Origin of the sequence: Clostridium sp. AM22-11AC, assembly GCF_003473545.1 — a bacterium.
Lineage (GTDB): Bacteria > Bacillota > Clostridia > Lachnospirales > Lachnospiraceae > Enterocloster.
Genome location: NZ_QUCM01000021.1, coordinates 32527 through 53687, shown reverse-complemented (window position 1 = coordinate 53687; position 21161 = coordinate 32527). Strand labels below are relative to the sequence as shown.

Below are 21161 nucleotides of genomic sequence, written 5' to 3'. Positions count from 1 at the left end.
AGGGCTGTTTGATAACAGCCCTGGATTCCTGTTATTTAGTTCAGTGCATTTTTAATCTGTTCAACTGCGTCCCCAACGGTAACGATCTGTTCTGCAGCTTCATTTGGAATCTCAATGTCGAACTCCTCTTCAATTCCCATGATGATCTGGAAGATATCCAGAGAGTCAGCACCCAGGTCATCTACAAATGTAGCTGCCATTGTCACATCCTCCGGTTCAATGTTCAACACTTCTGCAATAATTCCCTGCAATTTTTCAAATTCCATTTCTTAGCTCCTCTTTCTTAGATCTTTATTCTTTCATTTCTTCTGTTTTTCCGTTTCCAACCGTTAAGGACTCTTTGATCTTTTCATTGATTTCCTGTTCCTTAAAAGTAACGCATTGGATGATGGAGTTGCGTACCTCTGTACGCTTTGAACTTCCGTGGGTCTTGACTACCAGACCTTTTAAGCCTAACAATGGCGCTCCGCCGTACTGGCTGGCATCAAATGCCTTTAATGTGGTCTTCAAAGCTGGTTTTACTAATAGAGCACCGATCTTGCTTCTTAAGGTGGCCATCATGCCCTGCTTCACCATATGGATCAGCGTAGCACCCACACCCTCGTAAAGCTTAAGGATCACATTGCCTGTGAACGCTTCACAGACGATGACATCTGCTCCGCCATGTGGAATTTCCCTTGCTTCAATACTGCCAATAAAGTTAATATCAGGACAGGCTTTTAAAAGCGGGAATGTTTCTTTTACAAGGGCATTTCCCTTTTCTTCTTCTGCTCCGATATTTACAATAGCGACTCTTGGGTTCTTAATTCCCACAACGTGTTCCATATAAATGGAACCCATCTGCGCAAACTGTACCAGATGAGATGGTCTGGCATCTACGTTGGCGCCACAGTCGATCAGCAGTGACACGCCTTTTTCAGTAGGGATAAGCGGTGCCAGCGGAGGACGTTCTACGCCCTTGATCCTGCCTACGATCACCTGTCCGCCTACTAAAATAGCTCCGGAACTTCCAGCGGATACAAAAGCATCTGCTTCTTTATTCTTTACAAGATTCATGCCTACCACAATAGATGAGTCCTTCTTCTTACGGATCGCATTCACCGGCGGTTCTTCTGTGGCAATGACTTCTGTGGCATTCACCACCTGGATCTGCTCTTTGTTGTAAGTATATTTGGAAAGCTCTTTATTTACTACTGCTTCCTGACCTACTAAAAGCACCTGGATCCCTGGTTTTGCGTTTACCGCTTCTACGGCTCCCGCAACCATCTCAACTGGTGCCAGGTCACCGCCCATAGCATCTACAGCTACTTTAATCATAAAAGACTCTCCTTTCGGTTTCGCAATACAGTTATTAATATACTAGATGTCGTATCATAAATCAATACGTTTTTATGTGAATTTCGCCCCGCCTGTTAAAGGCGGCAATCATGTTTTCTTTTCACCGCAAAAGAGGACCCTGAGATTACTCCCAGGATCCTCTGATCTTCGTTTTTCTACAGATTATTCAGCTGTATTAACGATTTCGCGCTTATTGTAGCTTCCGCAAGCCTTGCATACTCTGTGAGGCATCATAAGGGCTCCGCACTTGCTGCACTTAACCAGGTTTGGTGCGCTCATCTTCCAGTTTGCTCTACGGCTGTCTCTTCTAGCTTTAGAAGATTTATTCTTTGGACAAATAGACATGGTTTACACCTCCTTCAACTGTTTAAAAATATCCTGGATAACTGACATTCTTGGGTCCAGTGACCTGTTGTCGCAGTCACAAGTCCCTCGGTTGAGATTTGTGCCACATCTATTGCAAATCCCCTTGCAGTTATCACTGCAGAGAACTCTCATAGGCAGGTTCAGGGTTAACTCATTACCAACCAGCTGGTCGACATCCAGATTATAACCATTAATATAGAACTGCTCATCCAAAGCTTCTATGCGGTCTTCCTTCGTCTGATTCATATCCAGCTCCTGGTCGATCTCCAGTTCAAAAGGAACTAAAACAGGCTCTAAGCATCTGGCACATGGCATTTCAAGGCTTAAAACAGCCTTTCCTGTCACAGTCAGTACCCGTTCTCCCTGGTTAGTGATAACCAGAGTCACCGGTTCTTTTTCCACAACTTTATAAGAACCATCAGGTCCTTTAAAATGTGTCATTTCCAGTGGAACTGTATAGTTTTTGGATTTCCCTTCAACAGGGAACAGCTCTGATAAATTAATCAGCATATCGTACTCCTTGATATGCACCTATGCTATTATACATAGGCGCACCGGGTTTGTCAACAAAATTTTCCAAAAAAATTACTTAACCAGTCTTAAAGTCTCTCTTGCGATTGCCAGCTCTTCGTTGGTTGGGATCAGCATAACTTTTACCTTGGAATCTGGAGCAGAAATAATTCTTCTCTCTCCTCTTACATTGTTAGCTTCGTCATCGATCTTAACGCCTAAGTAGCCTAAGTATTCGCAAACGTTCTTTCTGGTAACCTTATCGTTTTCACCAACACCAGCAGTGAATGCGATAGCATCTACACCGTTCATAGCTGCTGTGTAAGCACCTACGTACTTAGCAACACGGTATACGAATGCATCCAGAGCTACTGCTGCCAGATGGTTTCCTTCTTCCTTTGCCTTCTCGATATCACGGAAGTCGCTGGAGATGCCGCCGCTCATGCCTAAAACGCCGGACTTCTTATTTAAGATGTTCAGAACTTCGTTTACGTCTTTTCCTTCCTTGTTGCAGATGAACTGAACAACTGCAGGATCAACGTCACCACTTCTGGTACCCATGATCAGGCCCTCAAGAGGTGTAAGTCCCATACTGGTATCTACGCACTTGCCGCCGATGGAAGCAGATACGCTGGCACCATTTCCTAAGTGGCAAACGATAACTTTTGCCTTTTCTGGATCTAAGTTGCCGAACTTGATCGCTTCGCCGGATACGAACATATGGCTGGTTCCGTGGAAGCCATAACGACGGATACTGTATTTCTCATAGTACTCATGAGGAATTGCGTACATATAAGCCTTCTCTGGCATAGACATACCAAATCCGGTATCCCATACTGCTACGTTTGGCTTACCAGGCATAGCCTGTTCACAAGCCTCGATACCCATTAAGTTAGCTGGGTTGTGCAGAGGTCCTAAGTCGAAGCATTCACGGATAACTCTCTTAACATCCTCGTTTACTACTACAGACTCGCTGTAAACAACGCCTGCGTGCAGTACGCGGTGTCCGATCGCGGAGATCTCATCGGTGCTTGCGATCACGCCGTGATCTTTGTCCTGTAAAGCTTCCATAACCATGTTGATAGCTACGGTGTGGTTTGGCATTGGGCTTTCAACAACATATTTGTCCTTGCCTGCTGGCTGATGGGTCAGCTTGGAACCTTCGATACCGATTCTCTCGCAAAGGCCCTTAGCAACAACGCTTTCGTTGTCCATATCGATCAGCTGGTACTTTAAGGAAGAGCTTCCGCAGTTGATAACTAAAATCTTCATAATAGGTAATTCTCCTGTATATTTATTTTACTATGAAAAGTTCCGGGCGTCATATACGCATAAGCGCAGGCACCCGGTAACTTTTTATTTATCGCTTCTAAATTAGTTGTTCTGGCACTGTACAGCTGTGATAGCTACAACACCTACGATATCGTCAGCAGAGCATCCTCTGGACAGATCGTTTACTGGCTTAGCAATACCCTGGCACATTGGGCCGTAAGCAGCTGCCTTGCCAAGTCTCTGAACCAGCTTGTAACCGATGTTACCAGCATCCAGGTCTGGGAATACCAGTACGTTAGCATGTCCAGCAACCTTGGAATCTGGAGCCTTGGAAGCACCGATCTCAGGAACGATTGCAGCGTCTAACTGCAGTTCGCCGTCTAATGCTAATTCTGGAGCCATTTCCTTAGCTAACTTGGTAGCTTCTACTACTTTGTCTACGTCAGCATGCTTTGCGCTTCCCTTGGAAGAATGGGACAGCATAGCAACCTTTGGCTCATGTCCTACTAACATCTTGAAGCTCTCAGCGGAAGAAACAGCGATTGCTGCTAATTCTTCTGGAGTTGGGTTCTGGTTCAGACCGCAGTCAGCGAATACGAATGTACCGTTGTCGCCAAGATCGCAATCCGGAACTTCCATTAAGAAGAATGCGGAAACTAACTTGGTTCCTGGTTTGGTCTTAATAACCTGTAAGCAAGGTCTTAAGGTGTTTGCTGTAGAATGGCAAGCGCCGGATACCATACCGTCAGCATCGCCGTTCTTGATCATTAAACAGCCATAGTAAGCGTAGTCGCCTAAGATGGTCTCTTTTGCCTTCTCAGGAGTCATGCCTTTTGCTTTTCTTAACTCAACGAAGAGATCGATATATTCCTGGGTCTTCTCGTAGGTCTGTGGATTGATGATGGTTGCGCCGGAAACATCTAAGCCCTTGCTGTGCTCGCCGATATCCTCTGGTGTACCGATAATGATCAGGTTAGCAAGTCCTTCTTTTAAAATTTTCTCAGCAGCTTCCCATGTTCTGCGGTCCATGGACTCTGGAAGAACGATAGTTTTTTTGTCTGCTTTTGCTTTTTCTTTGATAATGTCGATTACTGCCATAATCTTTTTTACCCCTTTCCTTATGTTGAAGCATATAACATTATTATATACGTAGCCCCCAGCGGAAACAAGCTGAATTTAACGAAATTTTGCATTTTTTTTCATACTTTTCGTTATTTTGGATAAGATGCAGACATGTTTCCCAAAAATCCCCGGGGTCAGATCTTTTCGTAATGATCTACATTGATCACAAAGATAGTAGCTCCGCCTACCTCTACAGTCATAGGCATGGTAGCATAGTTTACCATGGCAGTACCGGAAATATACGGCATGTTCACAGTCAGTTTCTGGTGCTGTCCGCATTCCTGCTTGATCAGATTGATCACTTCTTCTACTTTTTCATCCTCTACACCGATCATCAAAGTGGTATTTCCTTTTTTCAAGAAACCACCGGTGGTAGACAGTCTGGTCACACTGTAATGGTTCTGGTTTAAAAGGCTTACTACATCATCTTCATTATCATTTCGTACAATGGCGTATACTAATTTCATGGTTTTAGTCCTCCTTGCTTTGTTCTGGTATAGACTTATGAGCCCTGCACTTGCGTGCTCTGTTGCCTGCTGTCCCAGGCGGCTTGTTATAAGTATAGCATATTTATATAAAAACAGGCACCGAAATTTAGCTCCGGTGCCTGTTTCTTAATATTTTTAACATTATTTCAACATTTCTGCCTCGTCCGGGGATAAATGTTTCTGTTTATGAATAAATGTCTCTTTCTATGGAACGTCTCTTTCTATGAACAAATGTCTCTTTCTATGAAATTATGAATTAGATGCCGGTTTGGTTCCAAGAGTGATCTGTACTTCATGTTCTACATAAGAACCATTTACAAGGGACTGTACTGTCAAAGAAACCGTAGAACCGCCTTCGTAGTAAGTAAGCATCTGCTTTAATTCTTCCATATTGGTAACAGACTGTCCGTCAAACTTGGTGATGATGTCCTTTTCTTTCAGGTCAGAATTTGCTGCTGCACCGCCTTCAACGATCTTGTATACATAGATACCAACCGGCATACCGTATTCCTTGGAAGCATTGGCATCAATATTGGTTCCCTGAATTCCAAGGTATCCCTGTGCGCTTTCGTCAACTGCTTCTCTTGTCTTCTTTGTCATCAGGTTATTTAAGATTTCCTGTGCCTTTGAGATAGGGATCGCAAAGCCCATGCCTTCTACTTCTGTAGATGCGTTCTTTGCAGCGTTGATACCGATTACATTGCCATTTAAGTCAAGAAGGGCACCACCACTGTTACCAGGGTTGATGGCTGCATCTGTCTGGATGTAAGTATGCTGGATACCATTTTCATCTGTGATCTCACGGTCTAAAGCACTGATATAACCAACTGTCAGTGACTGTCCATAACCAAGTGCATTACCAATGGCAATTACCTGCTGTCCTACCTTTACATTATCAGAATTGCCCAGGGTTGCTACTTTGATCTTGCTCATAGTATCAGATGGGATATCAGAAAGCTTTACAGCAATGATCGCCAGGTCTGTTGCTGAGTCTGTACCCTTTACAGCAGCTGCTACCTGAGTGCTGTCTGTAAAGGTAACCTTCATATCTGTCGCACCGGATACAACGTGGTTGTTGGTAGCGATCAGAAGTTCTGTATCATTCTGTCCAACAATGATACCAGAACCGCTGCTCTGTGCCTGATAAGTCTGAGGCATACCAAAGAAATTGTTCTGTTCCACAGTCATGGTATCGTTGATGGCTACCAGAGAAGGCATTGCCTTTTCAGCGATGGAAGAAACATCGGTTACTGTAGATACAGCGGTCGTACTTCCGTTATTGGATGCAGCGCTTGTTTCCGGTACCTGTGCAGTGGTGGTTCCTTCTGTTTCTGCCGGTGCAGTAGCTGTTATATCAGCAAGTCCTGTAAGACGGGCGCCTACATAATTAACACCTGTCATCACACCGCCTGCTACTGTGCCAAACAGCACAGCTGCTGCAGTAATACCTGCTGCCTTTCTTGCCCAGCTGTTTTTCTTTCTTGGTGCCTGAACGGTTTCACGGTATTCATTTCTGTAACCATGTTCCGGTCTGTTATTCTGCTGTTTGCTCTCCTGCCACTGAGTTTTTCTCTCAGAGGAAGTTCTTTCAGAAGAACGGTTTGGGGTAGTCCAGTTTACATTCTGTGAAGAACCGGACTTTCTGTTTTCCTGTGACCGGGATGAACTGGTTTGAGTTTCCTGCTCATCTACATCATCCATAATTTCTGTTCTTTCGATCTCCTGATCTCTATCCTCTCTGTTTTCTCTATCTTCTTCGTACATAAAAAACGCTCCTTTCAGATGCCTTTGTATATTTCAAATGGATTTTTATTTTCTTTTTAATTTCTTTCTCTTTCCTTTTGATAACTACAATATACCCTCTGTTTTTGATGCAATTGTGATGCAATTGTGTATATTTTGTGTCCTGATCTTAAGGCATGCTGGACGAACCTTCTGTCCGTGGGTATAATAGTACCATGAATACGCCATTCTGTATACACAGACTTAGGACAGGAGACGAAAATAAGATGAAGATAACCGGTATTGTAGCTGAATATAATCCATTCCATAACGGACACGCCTATCAGATCAAAAAAGCCCGTGAAGTAACCGGCTGTGATTACTGCATCGCCGTTATAAGCGGAGATTTTGTACAGCGGGGAGAAGTGGCTGTTTTCAGTAAATACCTGCGTACAAAGATGGCACTTCTGTGCGGCGCAGACCTGGTCCTTGAGATCCCTTCCATCTTTGCAGTAAGCAGTGCAGAGGACTTTGCAGCCGGTGCAGTTGCCCTTCTTGATCAGCTGGGAGTGGTGACCCATCTTTGTTTTGGCAGTGAAATGGGAGAAAGTGAACGTTTTATGGAAACAGCGGCTATTCTTGCAGATGAGCCGGACTCATTTTCCACAAAATTAAAAGAAGGACTTTCAGAGGGGCTTTCCTGGCCTCAGGCAAGAGTCCGGGCTTTAGAAGCAGAAGGAATATCGGATCTTGGAAACTTCCTGGAAACGCCTAACAATCTGCTAGGTGTAGAATACTGCAAAGCCCTGATCCGGCAGAAAAGTCCCATCCAGCCGATTACTATTTTACGAAAGGGAAATGGATACCACAGCCAGGATCTTACAGGAGAACTTGCCTCCGCTTCCGCTATCCGCAGAGAAATCTTTAAAGAAGAACCGGATTTTTCCATTCTTTTATCGCAGGTGCCTGATGAAATACGTTCTCTCTTTAAGGCAGAAGTCTCTCTGCAGCCGGAAGATCTGTCTGATCTGCTAAATTACAGACTCCTGACTTTAAAGCGGGACGGGATCCCTTTTTCTGTTTTCGCAGATGTATCAAACGACCTTTCAGACCGCTTGGAAAGCAAACTCTATGAGCAGGCAGACTGGGAAGAACGGATCCGGCAGTTAAAATCCAGGCAATATACCTATACCCGCATCAGCCGGTGTCTTCTGCATATCCTTTTAGGCATTACAGATGAAATGGTCCTTGCAGGAAAAGAGGCCGGTTTTTCCCCCTATGCCCGGATCCTAGGTTTTCGCAAAAGCAAAGCAGGGGTTTTAAGCGAAATAAAAAAGCATACCCGGATCCCGCTGGTCACAAAGACCGCGGATGCATCCAGGATGCTTTCTGGTACAGCAAAAATGTTATTTGAACAGGATCTGTATGCATCTCATGTGCGTCAGAGCCTGCTTTTAGGAAAAACAGGACAGCCGGTGCGTAATGAGTTTACACAGCCCATCTGTATTATATGATGATACCAGGATCAAAAGGTCGGAAATCCGATGCAAGCTTGCACACAGCGTTCTCAGTATCAGAGTTCCGGAGCCAGGAGACGGACAATGGCGGGATCTATATTCAGGAAATGGATCAGTTCCCGTATCTGCTCTCCTGTTTCTTTTTTCTTCTCTCCCTCTGAATTCCCTTCTTTTCTCAACACAGCACGCAGCAGAATATTTTTCGGTGTGTGCTCCATGTCAATAAATTCCAAAATCTGGGTATTGTAACCTCTGTATTCTAAAACCTTTGCCCGGATGCCATCTGTATACAAAGCTGCCATCCGTTCCTTAAGCAGGCCATATTCCAAAACAGGCTGCAGAACAGGATTGTGGATCTGACGGTTTAATTCATGCTGACAGCATGGAACAGAAAGGATCACCTTCGCTCCCCAGCCAACTGCCTTTTCCAGGGCATAATCCGTTGCCAGATCACAGGCATGAAGGGTAACTACCATATCTACATGATCCACCCCTTCATAAGAAGCAATATCCCCACAGGTAAAGCTCAGCTTCTCATATCCGTACCGTACTGCCAGGTCAGAACAATGGCAGATCACATCTTCTTTCAGGTCCAGACCGATGATCCGTACCGGGTATCCCTTTACTTCTTTCAGATAATAATACATGGCAAAGGTAAGATAGGACTTACCGCAGCCAAAATCAATGATCACATTTTCTTTGTTTTTATTTAACTGAGGAAGAATATCTTCTATAAATTCAAGGAAACGGTTGATCTGACGGTACTTATCATAGCGGCTGTGGACAATAGTGCCTTCTTTTGTCATAACCCCAAGATCTACCAGAAACGGAACCGCTGTTCCTTCCGGTAAAAGATACTGCTTTTTACGGTTATGCTCCAAAGCTGCCTGGTTGATCATACGGGCCTGCTTCTTAAATTTTACAGTCATTTTTCCTTTTTTACTTACAAGTACTGTTGCCTTGCCTCTGGCACAGGTGATCTCAGCCTGACGGAAAGGACCATTTAAGCAGTTTTCTACATAAATAACAGCTTCATCTCTGCTTAAATTTTTATGAAAAGCCTGTTTGCCTTTCTGCTCCTCTGCCTGGAAGATCAGATTTCCCTTCAGGAGCAAAGGACGGATCTTTGACTTTGAAAAATGATCCGGGTCCGAAGGATTGCTTAAAAGAATCCTCTCTAAATCCTTTTCAAGGCAAAATTCCAAAGCTTCCCTTAACTGTGCATGTTCATTGGATTCTACCATTGTTGTCCCTTTCTCCTTTCAGTCTTCACCTAAAAGCTTTTTGGAAAGCTGTAAAAGTTCCCCAAACTCCCGGATCACTGCCTCTGCCCCGTTTACCTGTCCAAAACCATAGGCAGCATGGACAAAGGGGATTCCGGCATCTGCAGCTGCCTCTGCGTCCATGGCAGTATCGCCTACATAAAAACTTTGATCTAAGTGGTTTCTCTGGATCACCATGGAAATATTATCTGCCTTGGAAAGACCGGTATTTCCATAACATTCAATATCTGTAATATATTCTTCCAGATTACAGGAACGCATTAAAACCTCAATATAGCCCTTCTGGCAGTTGCTTACAATAAACAGTTTATATTTCCAGCTTAACTGCTGAAGAACTTCTGCTACCTGAGGGTAAAGAATTCCCGGATGATCTTCCAGATACTGGTTTTCATATTCCATACAGGCTTCCATTACCTCTAAGCGTTTTGCAGGAGACAGATCCGGAAATAATGCGTCTCCGAAATCTTTCATGTTCTTGCCCATATTCCGGCTGATCATATCCGGAGTGATGGGTCTTGGTCCATTTAACAGCTTTTCTGCCGCTACCTGCCAGGACTGGGCCACCTGAACAGAAGAATCCCATAAGGTTCCGTCTACATCAAAAATAATTCCCTTTTTCATCCTTTATTCTCCCCTTTTGTTATCCTTTCCAGCCGCTTCTTAAAAGTTCCGGATACTTGTCTAAATGTGCATGGTCATTAAAACATTCCAGTGTAAAGCGTTCATTCTTTTCATCCCATTGAAGTTCTGTAATACTGCAGTTTTCCAGATCTTTTCCAAGAATACGGAAACGGCTTAACGGAATTCCCGTATAATAAGCAGCCATGACCCGGATCAGCCCGCCGTGTGTTACCACTGCGATCCGTTCATATCCTGTTTTTACAAGGCCTTTTAAAACAGGATCCGCCCGTTTTACCACATCGGCAGCACACTCACCGCCCGGATAAGCAAGATCTGTTTCCATTTTTGCCTGTTCCTTCTTAAAATCTGCAAACTTTACAGCAATCTCTTCATCAGAAAGACCTTCCATCTCCCCGAAATCAATTTCACGAAGTTCCGGACAGATGGTGTGTTCCACATTCCAGTATAAATTAGCCGCCTGGGCTGTCTCTACGGCTCTTAACAGGTCACTGGAATAAACCGCCTGGATCTTTTTAGGAAAAAGACGCTCACCTAAAAGGGCTGCCTGACGGTAGCCCTCTTCACAAAGATCAACATTAACATTGCACAGGCGGCTGTTCTGCCGCCCATGACGGATGAGATATAATTTCATACGTATCGAGTCCTAGTTCTTAAAGCTGTGGATCGGAGCCGGGATCCGTCCTCCTCTTGTAACAAATTTCTCACAGGAGAATGTATTAACAGGAATGATCGGTGCATAACCTAAAAGGCCGCCAAATTCTGCTGTATCTCCTACTTTCTTTCCAATCACTGGGATCAGGCGGACTGCGGTAGTCTTCTGGTTGACCATACCAATGGCTGCCTCATCAGCAATGATACCTGCAATGGTAGTAGAAGGTGTATCTCCCGGGATAGCGATCATATCAAGACCTACAGAGCATACACAAGTCATAGCTTCCAGTTTTTCAATGGTAAGAGCGCCAAGGCTTACAGCATCGATCATTCCCTGGTCTTCACTGACAGGAATAAAGGCACCGCTTAAACCGCCTACATAAGAAGATGCCATAACGCCGCCCTTCTTAACCTGGTCATTTAACATAGCAAGGGCTGCAGTAGTTCCAGGAGCGCCTACACGCTCTAAGCCGATCTCTTCCAGGATCTCGGCCACACTGTCGCCTACAGCAGGGGTCGGTGCTAAAGAAAGGTCAATGATACCAAATGGGATGCCCAGACGCTTGGATGCTTCCTGGGCTACCAGCTGTCCTACACGGGTGATCTTAAAGGCAGTCTTTTTAATGGTCTCGCAGAGAACTTCAAAGTTTTCGCCTCTTACTTTTTCAAGAGCCACTTTTACAACACCAGGGCCGCTGACACCTACGTTAATGATGGCATCTGCTTCTGTTACACCATGGAAAGCACCTGCCATAAATGGGTTATCATCTGGTGCATTGCAGAATACAACCAGCTTTGCGCAGCCTAAGGAGTCGTTATCCTTTGTAGCCTGGGCAGTTTCTGTTACAATGCGGCCCATTAATTCTACAGCGTCCATGTTAAGACCTGTTTTGGTAGAACCTACGTTAATAGAGCTGCATACACGGTCTGTAGTTGCCAAAGCTTCCGGGATAGAAAGGATCAGGTTTTTATCAGCTGTAGTCATTCCCTTGCTTACAAGAGCAGAATAACCGCCAATAAAGTTGACGCCTACTTCCTTTGCTGCCTTGTCCAGAGTCTTAGCAATGGTAACAAAATCTTCCGGCTTTTTGCAGGCAGAACCACCTACTAATGCAATAGGAGTAACAGAAATTCTTTTATTTACAATGGGAATACCAAAATCCCTTTCAATATCTTTTCCGGTGGAAACCAGATTTTTTGCCAGAGTGGTGATCTTTTTGTAGATCTTTTCGTTGACAGTATCCAGATCACTGTCTGCGCAGTCAAGAAGACTGATACCCATGGTAATGGTACGCACATCCAGCTTTTCGTGTTCGATCATATTGTTGGTTTCATTTACTTCGTAGATATTAATCATGACCTGTTTTTCCTTTCAGATGTTTATCGGCTTTATTCGTATGGGGATATCACCACCTGGTGACGTATGTATTTAAATTCTGTGCATCTTTGTAAAGATCTCTTCTCTCTGGATCTTTACGGTTACACCGATCTCTTCTCCCACTTTTTCCAGCTCATCTGCAACCTCTCCGAAGGTCTTTTCGATAGCAGACACATCTACGATCATCATCATGTTAAAATAACCCTGTACAATGGTCTGGGAGATATCCAGGATGTTTACATGGTTCTCTGCCAGATAAGTACATACCTTTGCGATAATTCCCACTGTGTCTTTTCCTACTACTGTGATAATTGCCTTACTCATTTTTCATTCTCCTCTTCTTTTTTTATACTCACGAACCCGCGTTTTTGCGCTTTACCGCCTGCTTACGCAGGCAGTTCGTTCGTTACAAGCAAACTACTTCACTCATTTTATCTCTGGAGGCAACGGAAATGGAGAAATCCGATGCTCCATACGGGCAGTCCCCCTCGTCAATTTCCAGACGGACTGTCTCATAAGCCAGTTCCGCGTAATTATTTTCCTTGCTTAAATGGCCTAAGAAGATTTTTTTCAGATTATCATGAAGGATATTATTTAACAATCTCCCTGCATTTTCATTGGACAAATGACCGTGATCCCCAAGGATACGGCGTTTTAAATAGTACGGATAAGGGCCGGTCTCCAGCATGCGCACATCATGGTTGGACTCCAATAAAATGGCATCCAGTTTCTGAAGGTGGTCGATCACATACTGATCAAAATGTCCCATATCCGTAGCTACAGCCACAGCTTTGGAACCATTTTCCACCCGGTAAGCTACAGGATTTACTGCGTCATGATCGATCTTAAAGGGCTTTACAGTCAGATCCCCTATCTGAAAATCCACATCCGGCTCTATAGGGGACAATAAACCGGTATCAAAGGTTCCCAATGTCTTGCAGGCTGCGATCTCGTCTAAAGTCTCTTTTGTCCCGTAAATAGGAAGATGATATTTTCTTGAAAGGACTCCCAACCCTTTAATATGGTCGGAATGTTCATGTGTCACCAGAATACCTGTTACATCAGAACCGGTCAGTCCGATGTCATTTAACCCTTCCTGGATCCGCTTGTTGCTGATACCTGCATCTACTAACAGATGGGTGTTGTCAGAACCTATGTAAATGCAATTGCCGCTGCTGCCGCTTGCTATGCTTACCATTCTCATGCTGTTTCGTTATCCTTCCCGCAAAGAAGTTTCTGTATCTGTAAAGAAGTTTCTTCTTCCGTTCCGCTGTTGTTGATCTCACAGTCTGTAAAGTTTCTGAATTCTTCTTCCGATGCCTGATTTGCCATGATCCCTGCGATCTTTTCGTCAGAATATCCCCGGCTTTCTTTCAGGCGTCTGATACGTTCTTCTCTTGATGTATAAAGATACCACATTTCGTCGCAGATGTCACGAAATTCTTTTGAAGGAATAGCAGCTTCTATGACCACCGACTGTCTGTTATATTCCTCTGCCTCTTTTTTCACTGCCTTCCACACAAGGGGATGGGTCAGACTGTCTACCTTTGCTCTTTTGGAAGGATCTTTAAAAATGATCTCTGCCATGGCGCTGCGGTTGATCTGTCCGTCCTCTAACAGGATCTTCGGGCCTAAAAAGGCGCATACCGCCTCATAAGCCTCTTTTCCCGGTTCCATAAGAGCTCTTGCAACAAGATCTGCCTGGATCACATGAAAACCATATTTTTCCTGAAGAATGGACAACACCGTACTTTTTCCGGCTCCTACGCCCCCGGTGAGACCGATCACCGGGTATTTTTTTCCTTTACATGTAAAATGTGTCTCTAACATATCATCTGTTCTGTCCTGGCACATAGTTCTGATCTGCTCCTTAATCGTATCCTATACGCTTATGATCTATTTTGCGTCAAACCAGGATGCTCCTGTTTTCGCGTCAACTTCCAGTGAAACCTTTAAATTTGCAGCATGTTTCATCTTGTCTGTAAGGATCTCTTTTACCTCTTCCACTTCATTTTCTGCAGTCTCGATCAGAAGTTCATCGTGGATCTGTAAAACAATGCGGGAGGAAAGCCCTCTCTTTCGCAGTTCCCTGTCTACTGCGATCATGGCGATCTTCATAATATCAGCTGCTGTTCCCTGGATCGGGGAATTCATTGCCACACGTTCCCCAAACTGGCGCTGCATAAAATTAGAGGACTTAAATTCCGGGATCGGACGGCGTCTGCCATAAAGAGTCGTCACATATCCCTGCTCTTTTCCCTGCTTTACCAAACTGTCCAGAAATTCCTTTACTTTCGGATAAGTCTCAAAATACCGTTCAATATATTCCTTTGCCTCTTTTCTGGAAATACTCAGATCCTCACTGAGGCCGAAAGCACTGATGCCGTATACAATACCAAAGTTTACTGCCTTTGCATTTCTTCTCTGAAGAGGGGTTACTTCCTCTAAAGGCACATGGAATACCTGGGATGCTGTAGTGGCATGGATATCCCTGGACTCCCTGTAAGCCTCGATCAGGCGCTCATCCCCGGACATATGGGCCAAAATACGCAGTTCGATCTGGGAATAATCGGCATCTGTAAAAATATAGCCCTCTTTCGGGACAAATACCTTTCGTATCTGACGTCCCAGTTCCATACGCACCGGAATGTTCTGCAGGTTTGGCTCTGTACTGCTGATACGGCCCGTAGCTGTTATAGTTTGGTTAAATTTTCCATGGATACGGCCGTCTTCGCTGATATAAGCTGCAAGGCCTTCTGCATAGGTAGAATTTAACTTGGTCAGCTGGCGGTAATCCAGGATCTTCTGTACCACCGGATGCTCCGGAGCCAGTTTTTCCAGAACTTCCGCTGCTGTAGAATAACCTGTCTTGGTCTTCTTTCCACCTGGAAGCTGCATTTCACCAAACAGGATCTCTCCCAGCTGTTTCGGGGAATTGATATTAAATTCTTTTCCTGTTTCAGCATAGATCTCTGTTTCCAGTTTTTTGATCCCTACTTTTAGGGTATCTCCATATTCTTTTAACTTGTCCCTTTTTACAAGGACACCTTCCTGTTCCATATGCCACAAGCTGTAGATCAGAGGCATCTCGATCTCTGTATACAGCTTATACATTTCTTCCTGCTCCAAGCGGCTCTTTAAAGGCTCTGCAGCTTTCCAGGCAATATAGCCCATATAGCAGGCACAGGTTACCGCCTTTTCATCCCCTGTTTCTAACAGATCGCCCAGGTTTTCTTTTCCGATCAGGTCGCTTTTAGAAGGAATGGTCATGGAAAGATAATCTCTTGCCAGATCATCATAACCATAGGTATCTTTTAAAGGATTTAAAAGATAACCGGCAACGCCTGCGTCATAAACCGGTGCTTCGTCTGTAAGATTTAACAGAGGCAGCATGGATTTAAGATCCAGGACCCAGACAGAATGAACGGTGTCATTTTTACAGAGGTTTTGTACTTTTTCTGTCAGCCAGCTGTCTGTGATCTGAGACTCGGACACACGGATACAGTAGATTTCTTCCGGACCTGTGCAGATCGCAAGGGCTGTTACAGGAAGAAAGGCAGATTTTGCCTTTTTGCCGGAATGGACTGTTCCATCCGTATCAAAAGAGAAGGTCAGCTGTTCTGCTTTCTCCGAAACCTTTGCCCTGCTTCCGGTGATCAGCTGCAGACCTGTAACAGCGGCTTTTTCCGCTGCCTTAAAGATCTTTTCCGCCTCTTTTTTATCTGTAACTTCCTTAAATGACTTCTGTGGACCATTTTCCTTATCTTCCATGGAAGCAGAGTCAAAACGGTTTAAGATGGACTTAAATTCCATCCGTTTCATAAACTTAAAAGCTTCCGGTGTATAAAGATTGCCGATCAGAGCCTCTTCATAGGAAAATGGGATGGGACAGGTGATGCAGATCGTTGCCAGTTCCTTGCTCATCTGGGCCATGTCATAATACTCAGAAAGGGCTTTCTGGGCTCTTGGAGGCTTGATCTCATCTACATGGGCATAGGCATTTTCAATAGAACCATAGGATACGATCAGATTAGTCGCTGTCTTCTCGCCAATAGAAGGCACACCTGGGATATTATCAGAAGTATCTCCCATAAGAGCTTTTACATCAATAAATTCCGTTGGTGTTACCTGGTATTGTTCTTTTACATCTTCCGGATAATAATCATAGATCTGTGTGCTGCCTTTGCTGGTCTTGGGGATACGGATCTTAATGTGGGTATCCGCTAACTGCAAAAGATCCCGGTCGCCGGAAACAACAGATACTTCGATTCCTTCCGCCTGACATCTTTTTGCCACAGTTCCCAGGATATCGTCCGCTTCATATCCCTCCATTGTAAGGATAGGGATATTCATGGTCTGCAGTGCCTCCTTCATCAGAGGTACCTGTTCCCGCAGTTCTTCCGGCATCGGTTTTCTGGTGCCTTTGTATGCATCATACATCTTATGGCGGAACGTAGGCGCAGACAGGTCAAAGGCTACCGCCAGATGGTCTGCATTTTCTTCTTCCAATATCTTAAACATGATATTTAAAAAGCCATAGACTGCATTGGTATGAAGTCCTTCTGCATTGGTCAGATCCGGAACCCCATAAAAAGCCCGGTTTAAAATACTGTGTCCATCGATCAGTACCAGTTTATTGTCCATAATATAAAATCCTTTTCAATAATTTATTCTTAAAATCCAGTCTGGCTCCAGATACGGATCTGGACGATCAGTATCACAAATACAGACCAGAAACAAAGGGTATTTACTGCATAAATCGCATTTTGCAGAAGTTTCAGCGTGTGGATCCGCTGGCGGGAAAGCTCCAGTGCAGTTTCCAACGCACCTTTGATGTTGTAGCTTCCGGTACCTTCATCCAGCTGCCTGATACCCACATCTACTGTAAAGTATATCTCAAGTTCCTCCCGGCAATCCGGGCAATGATCAATATGTTCTACAAATGCTTTCAGTTCCTCATCTGTTATACTGCCATTGATATAAGGCATAACCAGACGCTCTGCCTCTCTGCAGGTCATGGCAGTCACCTCCTTTTGCAGCAAAACTGCTGTACGAAATAAAACATAATTCAGATATCATCATACACTAAAATGGGGCGGTTTTCAATGTATAGAAAAATGCTTAAATATTTTTTAAAATATTTTCTAAAAAGAAAAAAACCTTAGGAACAACGTATTCACGCTATTTCTAAGGTTTCTCCCTGCCAAGGGTGTAATGCCGGCGGCGGGACTTGAACCCGCACGCGGTTACCCGCAACAGATTTTGAGTCTGCATCGTCTGCCATTCCGACACGCCGGCATTTCTTCACAACGAAAATTATTTTACCATATAGTTTTTGGTTTTGCAAGTGGTTTTGGAATAAGTTCTAAATAAGAATGTTACAGTTCAGTCATGACATAAAAACAGCGGCTGCCTCAAATTATCTGGCAACCGCTGTTTTTATTATTATGCATCTTTTCTCCTGCGTTTTGCAATGAGCAATACCAGGAGTGCCGCACTCATTACGGTGATCCCTGACATGATCTCGATGGAAGTAGAATTATCACCGGTTTTTGGGAGAATTCCTAATGGAACCAGTACATCCTCAATTGCTTTCACGATCGGATTTTCAGCTTTTGGAACATCATTGTCCGGTACGTCTACAGACTCATTTGTCTGGGCTGCGTGACGTCCTGTGGTACTGGAACCACCGCCGCCTCCGCCGCCACCACTGTGGCCACCGCCTCCAGTGGAGTCTGCTTCATACTTCGGAAGGGATCTCACATCATATACCCAGGTATTCGTTTCTTCGTTTAATACCGGGAGTGTAGTCAGATACGGGCTTACAGTTACATTATCACCGGAAGCCTTGAACTGGCATACCAGATACAAACCGGATGAAAGTCCTGTAAACTGGATCTTTCCGGAAGCAGTTGCCTGTGTAGACAACGCTCCGATCTGATTATTTTTTATGAATTGTTCCAGAGTTTGTGCAGCTGACAGCACGCCGGTAGCAGTATGATCTCCTATATCAGCTCCGGAACCGGTAAATTCCTGAGACAGAGCATATGCTCCTTCTGCACCATTCCATTCACCTACTTTGTAAATGGAAATAGTTGCTTTTTTACTTTCCGCTTCCAGATCAATGGTCAGAGATACCGGTCTGGCCGTGTCGATACCTGCTGTTTCGCCTGCGAATGCACCCTGGCATACGCTCATGGTCATCAATATCACTGCCGCCAGAAAAGCTGCCATTTTATTTTTCTTCTTCATTCTTTTCATGGCTTCCTTCTTTCTTCTCTGCTTTGCTGTTCTGAGAGAGTTCCTTGTTTCTTTGGTCAGCGGTTTCTTCCGTTTTGCTGCTGGCTTTTCCCTTCTTCTTTCCGGAAGGTGCCAGGATTCCAAGTAAGATTGCCACTCCAAATGCAGCTATGGCAAATAGAATCCATTGTCTTGTACCCAGTTTGCGTCCCTGCTCTTCCGCCGGTCTGTCACTGACTGCCGGTGCCGGTTTTAACGGAACCTTTTCTGCATATTTTTCATCATATGGGATCCGTGTTCCCCGGATCAGAAGCCGGTGACTGTTGATACCATAAGGAGTACAGGTGACCAGTGTCACATAATCTTTTCCCGGTTCAATGGAAAGTCCGTCTACCTCGGAAGGAAGTACAGTAACGATCTGATCGATCTGATATTCCAGGATCTCTCCTAATGTTTTCAGATAGAACACATCTCCTGTTTCCAGGCGGTCCAGATCCGTAAACAGCTTTGCTGAAGGAAGTCCTCTGTGTCCGGTGATGATCGCATGAGTGCTTTCACCGCCTACAGGAAGGGAAGAACCTTCGTAATGTCCTGCTGCTACCTGTAAGACGCCTTCGCTAGTACCATGATATACAGGAAGTTCTACTGCAATTCCCGGTATATTAATGATACTCATGATCCCCGAACCACCTGTGTTTAAAAGGTCTTCATAAGGACTGTCTTCCCGGTCTTTTTCTGTACTGGCTGCTTCACTGAGATTGCCAAACTGAGCAAGATATTCGTTGTAAGCCTGTGCGTCCTGCAGTTCTTTGGAATAATCCGCCTCCGGAAGTTCCTCTACTAACTTGTCGTAAGAAGCTATCGCCCGTGAGGAATGTCTCTCATTCACATACTCACTGACCGCAGGATAAAGGAGAATGGAAAGACCGATCAGGAAAATGATCACAAATATGATAGTTGAAATTCGTTTTCTCATCCGGTCTTTCCGCACCTCCTGGGTTTATGGTTACTTCATAAAACTTTTTTCACAATGTCTTTTATAAATCCATTATACGTGAATAGGATTTACGTGTCAATTAGTCATGCTTTCTGCTGCGTACTACGAAGAATACAGCGCCTGCCATTACTACGATACCTGCTGCGTAGAAGATTGTTGTACCGATGCCACCGGTGGATGGAAGGATTGTACCGGTAGAGTTGATAACCTGTACACCACCGCTTACATACTCTGTTCCATCAGTATTCAAGGTTGCATTGTTATCTGCATCTGCAACTACAACTTCTGTTGGAGTAGTTAATAAATTATAACCCTGTGGAGCTACTGTTTCCACTAAATAGTAAGTTCCATTTCCAAGACCTTTGATTTCAGTAACACCAGCTTCAATTTCTACACCAGTTTCGCCTTCTACAGCAAGACGGTATGTACCATCTGTTAATTTAACTACTGGAATTTCTTTGTTTTTTGCTGCATCTTCATATAATCTAAATTTAGCAAATTTATCGCCAGAAATTACTTTATTATTGGTATCTGTTTTTACAAGACCAAATTTATATGCATATACACTTACTTCATTTCCAGGAATATAGCTCTCAGAATAAGTAATATGGGCGCTATTCTGATTGCCTTCTGATCCGACAACTGTATCCGCACTTAATGTTGCATCATAAATAATTTCAACTTCGTCATTCTGATCTAACGCTTTTACAAAATCAGCAGATAACTTAACTTCAAATGTGCAACCTGTCTCTAAACCTGAGGTTGAAATTGTATACTTACTGCTATCAACAGCGTTTCCATTCTGCTCTACTTTAATAGAAGCGGCATCCAGAGTTAACTGAGCATCCATGGTATCATGTACTGTAATTTCTTTATCAGTACCTTTTCCATCAGTCACTTTAATCTTATAAGTAACTTTATCTCCAATAGATGCTGTTGTTGCATCAACTAAAGTTTCAACCCCCTCTGCTGTTGTAACAATCTTTTTAACAATGGAAGGAAGATCGTTCTTCTCACGTAATGTCTGTGATGAGTCTTTATTTACCAAAGAGCAAACAGATCCTGTTGTAGTATTTACAAAATAATATCCTGCACCTAAACTATCAAAAGATGCTACAACTTCACCGTTAACTTTAGAAGCAGTTACTGTCTCATCTACGCTCTTGCCAGTGCTGTTTTCTGATAAGTAGGCTGCAAAATCTCCAGCCATTACCTCTGTCATGGTTGTTGTAGTTGTTACAACTAATACATTTGCATCATTAGCACTTGGAGTCAAAGTGAATAATTTCTGTCCAGATGCATATTCATATCCTTCAACAACAGATTTCCATGCACTGTCGGCAGACATTGTATACGCATAAGAGTCACCACTTGAAGTATAATCAAAAATCTTATACGCTTTGTAAGTTTCATTTTCAAATGCACCATTTACAGTGATACTTGCTGCCATTGCTGACATAGGCATTGCCATTGCTACTGTTGCTGCCATTAACATTCCCGCTACTTTTCTCATCTTTTTCATAATCATCTTTCCTTTCTTTTTAGAAAAATTCCCCTTTTGGATAATTAATTTTTTATTATTTTTTATACGCTGCGGAGCGGGGTGCCCCGCAGTGTTTATTACTATTGTTTTTA

General features: G+C 43.9%; 21 protein-coding genes and 1 tRNA gene. 1 reads left to right on the top strand and 21 read right to left on the bottom strand.

The annotated features are described in order from the left end of the window. Positions 1–35: 35 nt before the first annotated feature. The 8 genes from acpP to DW251_RS14620 all read right to left on the bottom strand — a co-directional run bounded on the left by acpP (position 36) and on the right by DW251_RS14620 (position 6860). A complete protein-coding gene (gene acpP / locus DW251_RS14655) occupies positions 36–266 on the bottom strand; it encodes an acyl carrier protein (protein WP_021870576.1) in 231 nt (76 codons plus the stop codon). 25 nt (positions 267–291) lie between these two features. Then, positions 292–1317, bottom strand: a complete 1026-nt coding sequence (gene plsX, locus DW251_RS14650; RefSeq protein WP_021870575.1) for a phosphate acyltransferase PlsX — start codon at positions 1315–1317, stop codon at positions 292–294. A gap of 183 nt (positions 1318–1500) precedes the next feature. Further along, entirely contained in the window at positions 1501–1683 is a 183-nt protein-coding gene (gene rpmF, locus DW251_RS14645; protein WP_021870574.1) for a 50S ribosomal protein L32, read from the bottom strand. A gap of 3 nt (positions 1684–1686) precedes the next feature. Further along, positions 1687–2214 (bottom strand): DUF177 domain-containing protein, encoded by a 528-nt coding sequence (locus DW251_RS14640; RefSeq protein WP_118301588.1) that lies wholly within the window; start codon positions 2212–2214, stop codon positions 1687–1689. Positions 2215–2289: 75 nt separating this feature from the next. Beyond that, positions 2290–3486, bottom strand: a complete 1197-nt coding sequence (locus DW251_RS14635) for an acetate kinase (RefSeq protein WP_021870572.1) — start codon at positions 3484–3486, stop codon at positions 2290–2292. Between the two features lie 102 nt (positions 3487–3588). Continuing rightward, positions 3589–4584: a phosphate acetyltransferase gene (gene pta, locus DW251_RS14630; protein WP_021870571.1), complete on the bottom strand. Its 996-nt coding sequence runs from the start codon at positions 4582–4584 to the stop codon at positions 3589–3591. Between the two features lie 158 nt (positions 4585–4742). Continuing rightward, complete coding sequence (locus DW251_RS14625; RefSeq protein WP_118301587.1) at positions 4743–5075, bottom strand: cyclic-di-AMP receptor; 333 nt, start codon at positions 5073–5075, stop codon at positions 4743–4745. Between the two features lie 270 nt (positions 5076–5345). Beyond that, positions 5346–6860 carry a trypsin-like peptidase domain-containing protein gene (locus DW251_RS14620; protein ID WP_118301586.1) on the bottom strand — a complete coding sequence of 505 codons (1515 nt, stop codon included), beginning with the start codon at positions 6858–6860 and terminating at the stop codon, positions 5346–5348. Between the two features lie 245 nt (positions 6861–7105). Here DW251_RS14620 and DW251_RS14615 point away from each other — a divergent pair, with 245 nt between their 5' ends. Further along, positions 7106–8332 carry a nucleotidyltransferase gene (locus tag DW251_RS14615; protein ID WP_118301585.1) on the top strand — a complete coding sequence of 409 codons (1227 nt, stop codon included), beginning with the start codon at positions 7106–7108 and terminating at the stop codon, positions 8330–8332. Between the two features lie 59 nt (positions 8333–8391). Here DW251_RS14615 and DW251_RS14610 read toward each other — a convergent pair whose 3' ends face one another. The 13 genes from DW251_RS14610 to DW251_RS14550 form a co-directional block, all read right to left on the bottom strand. Next, positions 8392–9579: an SAM-dependent methyltransferase gene (locus DW251_RS14610; RefSeq protein WP_118301584.1), complete on the bottom strand. Its 1188-nt coding sequence runs from the start codon at positions 9577–9579 to the stop codon at positions 8392–8394. Positions 9580–9597: 18 nt separating this feature from the next. Continuing rightward, positions 9598–10239 carry an HAD-IA family hydrolase gene (locus DW251_RS14605; RefSeq protein ID WP_118301583.1) on the bottom strand — a complete coding sequence of 214 codons (642 nt, stop codon included), beginning with the start codon at positions 10237–10239 and terminating at the stop codon, positions 9598–9600. Positions 10240–10258: 19 nt separating this feature from the next. Continuing rightward, on the bottom strand, positions 10259–10891 hold the full coding sequence (locus DW251_RS14600; RefSeq protein WP_021870565.1) for a histidine phosphatase family protein: 633 nt from the start codon (positions 10889–10891) through the stop codon (positions 10259–10261). Positions 10892–10903: 12 nt separating this feature from the next. Next, entirely contained in the window at positions 10904–12268 is a 1365-nt protein-coding gene (locus tag DW251_RS14595; RefSeq protein WP_118301582.1) for a PFL family protein, read from the bottom strand. A 72-nt stretch (positions 12269–12340) separates the two neighbouring features. Next, the gene (locus DW251_RS14590; RefSeq protein WP_118301581.1) at positions 12341–12613 is read right to left on the bottom strand and encodes an ACT domain-containing protein; all 273 of its coding nucleotides are present in this window, start codon (positions 12611–12613) and stop codon (positions 12341–12343) included. 82 nt (positions 12614–12695) lie between these two features. Beyond that, the gene (locus DW251_RS14585; protein WP_021870562.1) at positions 12696–13493 is read right to left on the bottom strand and encodes an MBL fold metallo-hydrolase; all 798 of its coding nucleotides are present in this window, start codon (positions 13491–13493) and stop codon (positions 12696–12698) included. Then, entirely contained in the window at positions 13490–14143 is a 654-nt protein-coding gene (coaE, locus tag DW251_RS14580) for a dephospho-CoA kinase (RefSeq protein WP_021870561.1), read from the bottom strand. The genes DW251_RS14585 and coaE overlap by 4 nt, the downstream gene beginning before the upstream one ends. 42 nt (positions 14144–14185) lie before the next feature. After that, positions 14186–16933, bottom strand: a complete 2748-nt coding sequence (gene polA / locus DW251_RS14575; RefSeq protein WP_118301580.1) for a DNA polymerase I — start codon at positions 16931–16933, stop codon at positions 14186–14188. Between the two features lie 29 nt (positions 16934–16962). Then, positions 16963–17307 carry a zf-HC2 domain-containing protein gene (locus DW251_RS14570; RefSeq protein ID WP_021870559.1) on the bottom strand — a complete coding sequence of 115 codons (345 nt, stop codon included), beginning with the start codon at positions 17305–17307 and terminating at the stop codon, positions 16963–16965. A 197-nt stretch (positions 17308–17504) separates the two neighbouring features. Further along, positions 17505–17587: transfer RNA gene (locus DW251_RS14565), tRNA-Leu, on the bottom strand. Positions 17588–17734: 147 nt separating this feature from the next. Beyond that, a complete protein-coding gene (locus DW251_RS14560; RefSeq protein WP_182433637.1) occupies positions 17735–18541 on the bottom strand; it encodes an LPXTG cell wall anchor domain-containing protein in 807 nt (268 codons plus the stop codon). Next, on the bottom strand, positions 18525–19505 hold the full coding sequence (locus DW251_RS14555; protein ID WP_021869022.1) for a class C sortase: 981 nt from the start codon (positions 19503–19505) through the stop codon (positions 18525–18527). The genes DW251_RS14560 and DW251_RS14555 overlap by 17 nt, the downstream gene beginning before the upstream one ends. Before the next feature lie 100 nt (positions 19506–19605). Continuing rightward, the gene (locus tag DW251_RS14550) at positions 19606–21048 is read right to left on the bottom strand and encodes a SpaH/EbpB family LPXTG-anchored major pilin (RefSeq protein WP_182433636.1); all 1443 of its coding nucleotides are present in this window, start codon (positions 21046–21048) and stop codon (positions 19606–19608) included. Between the last annotated feature and the right edge of the window lie 113 nt (positions 21049–21161).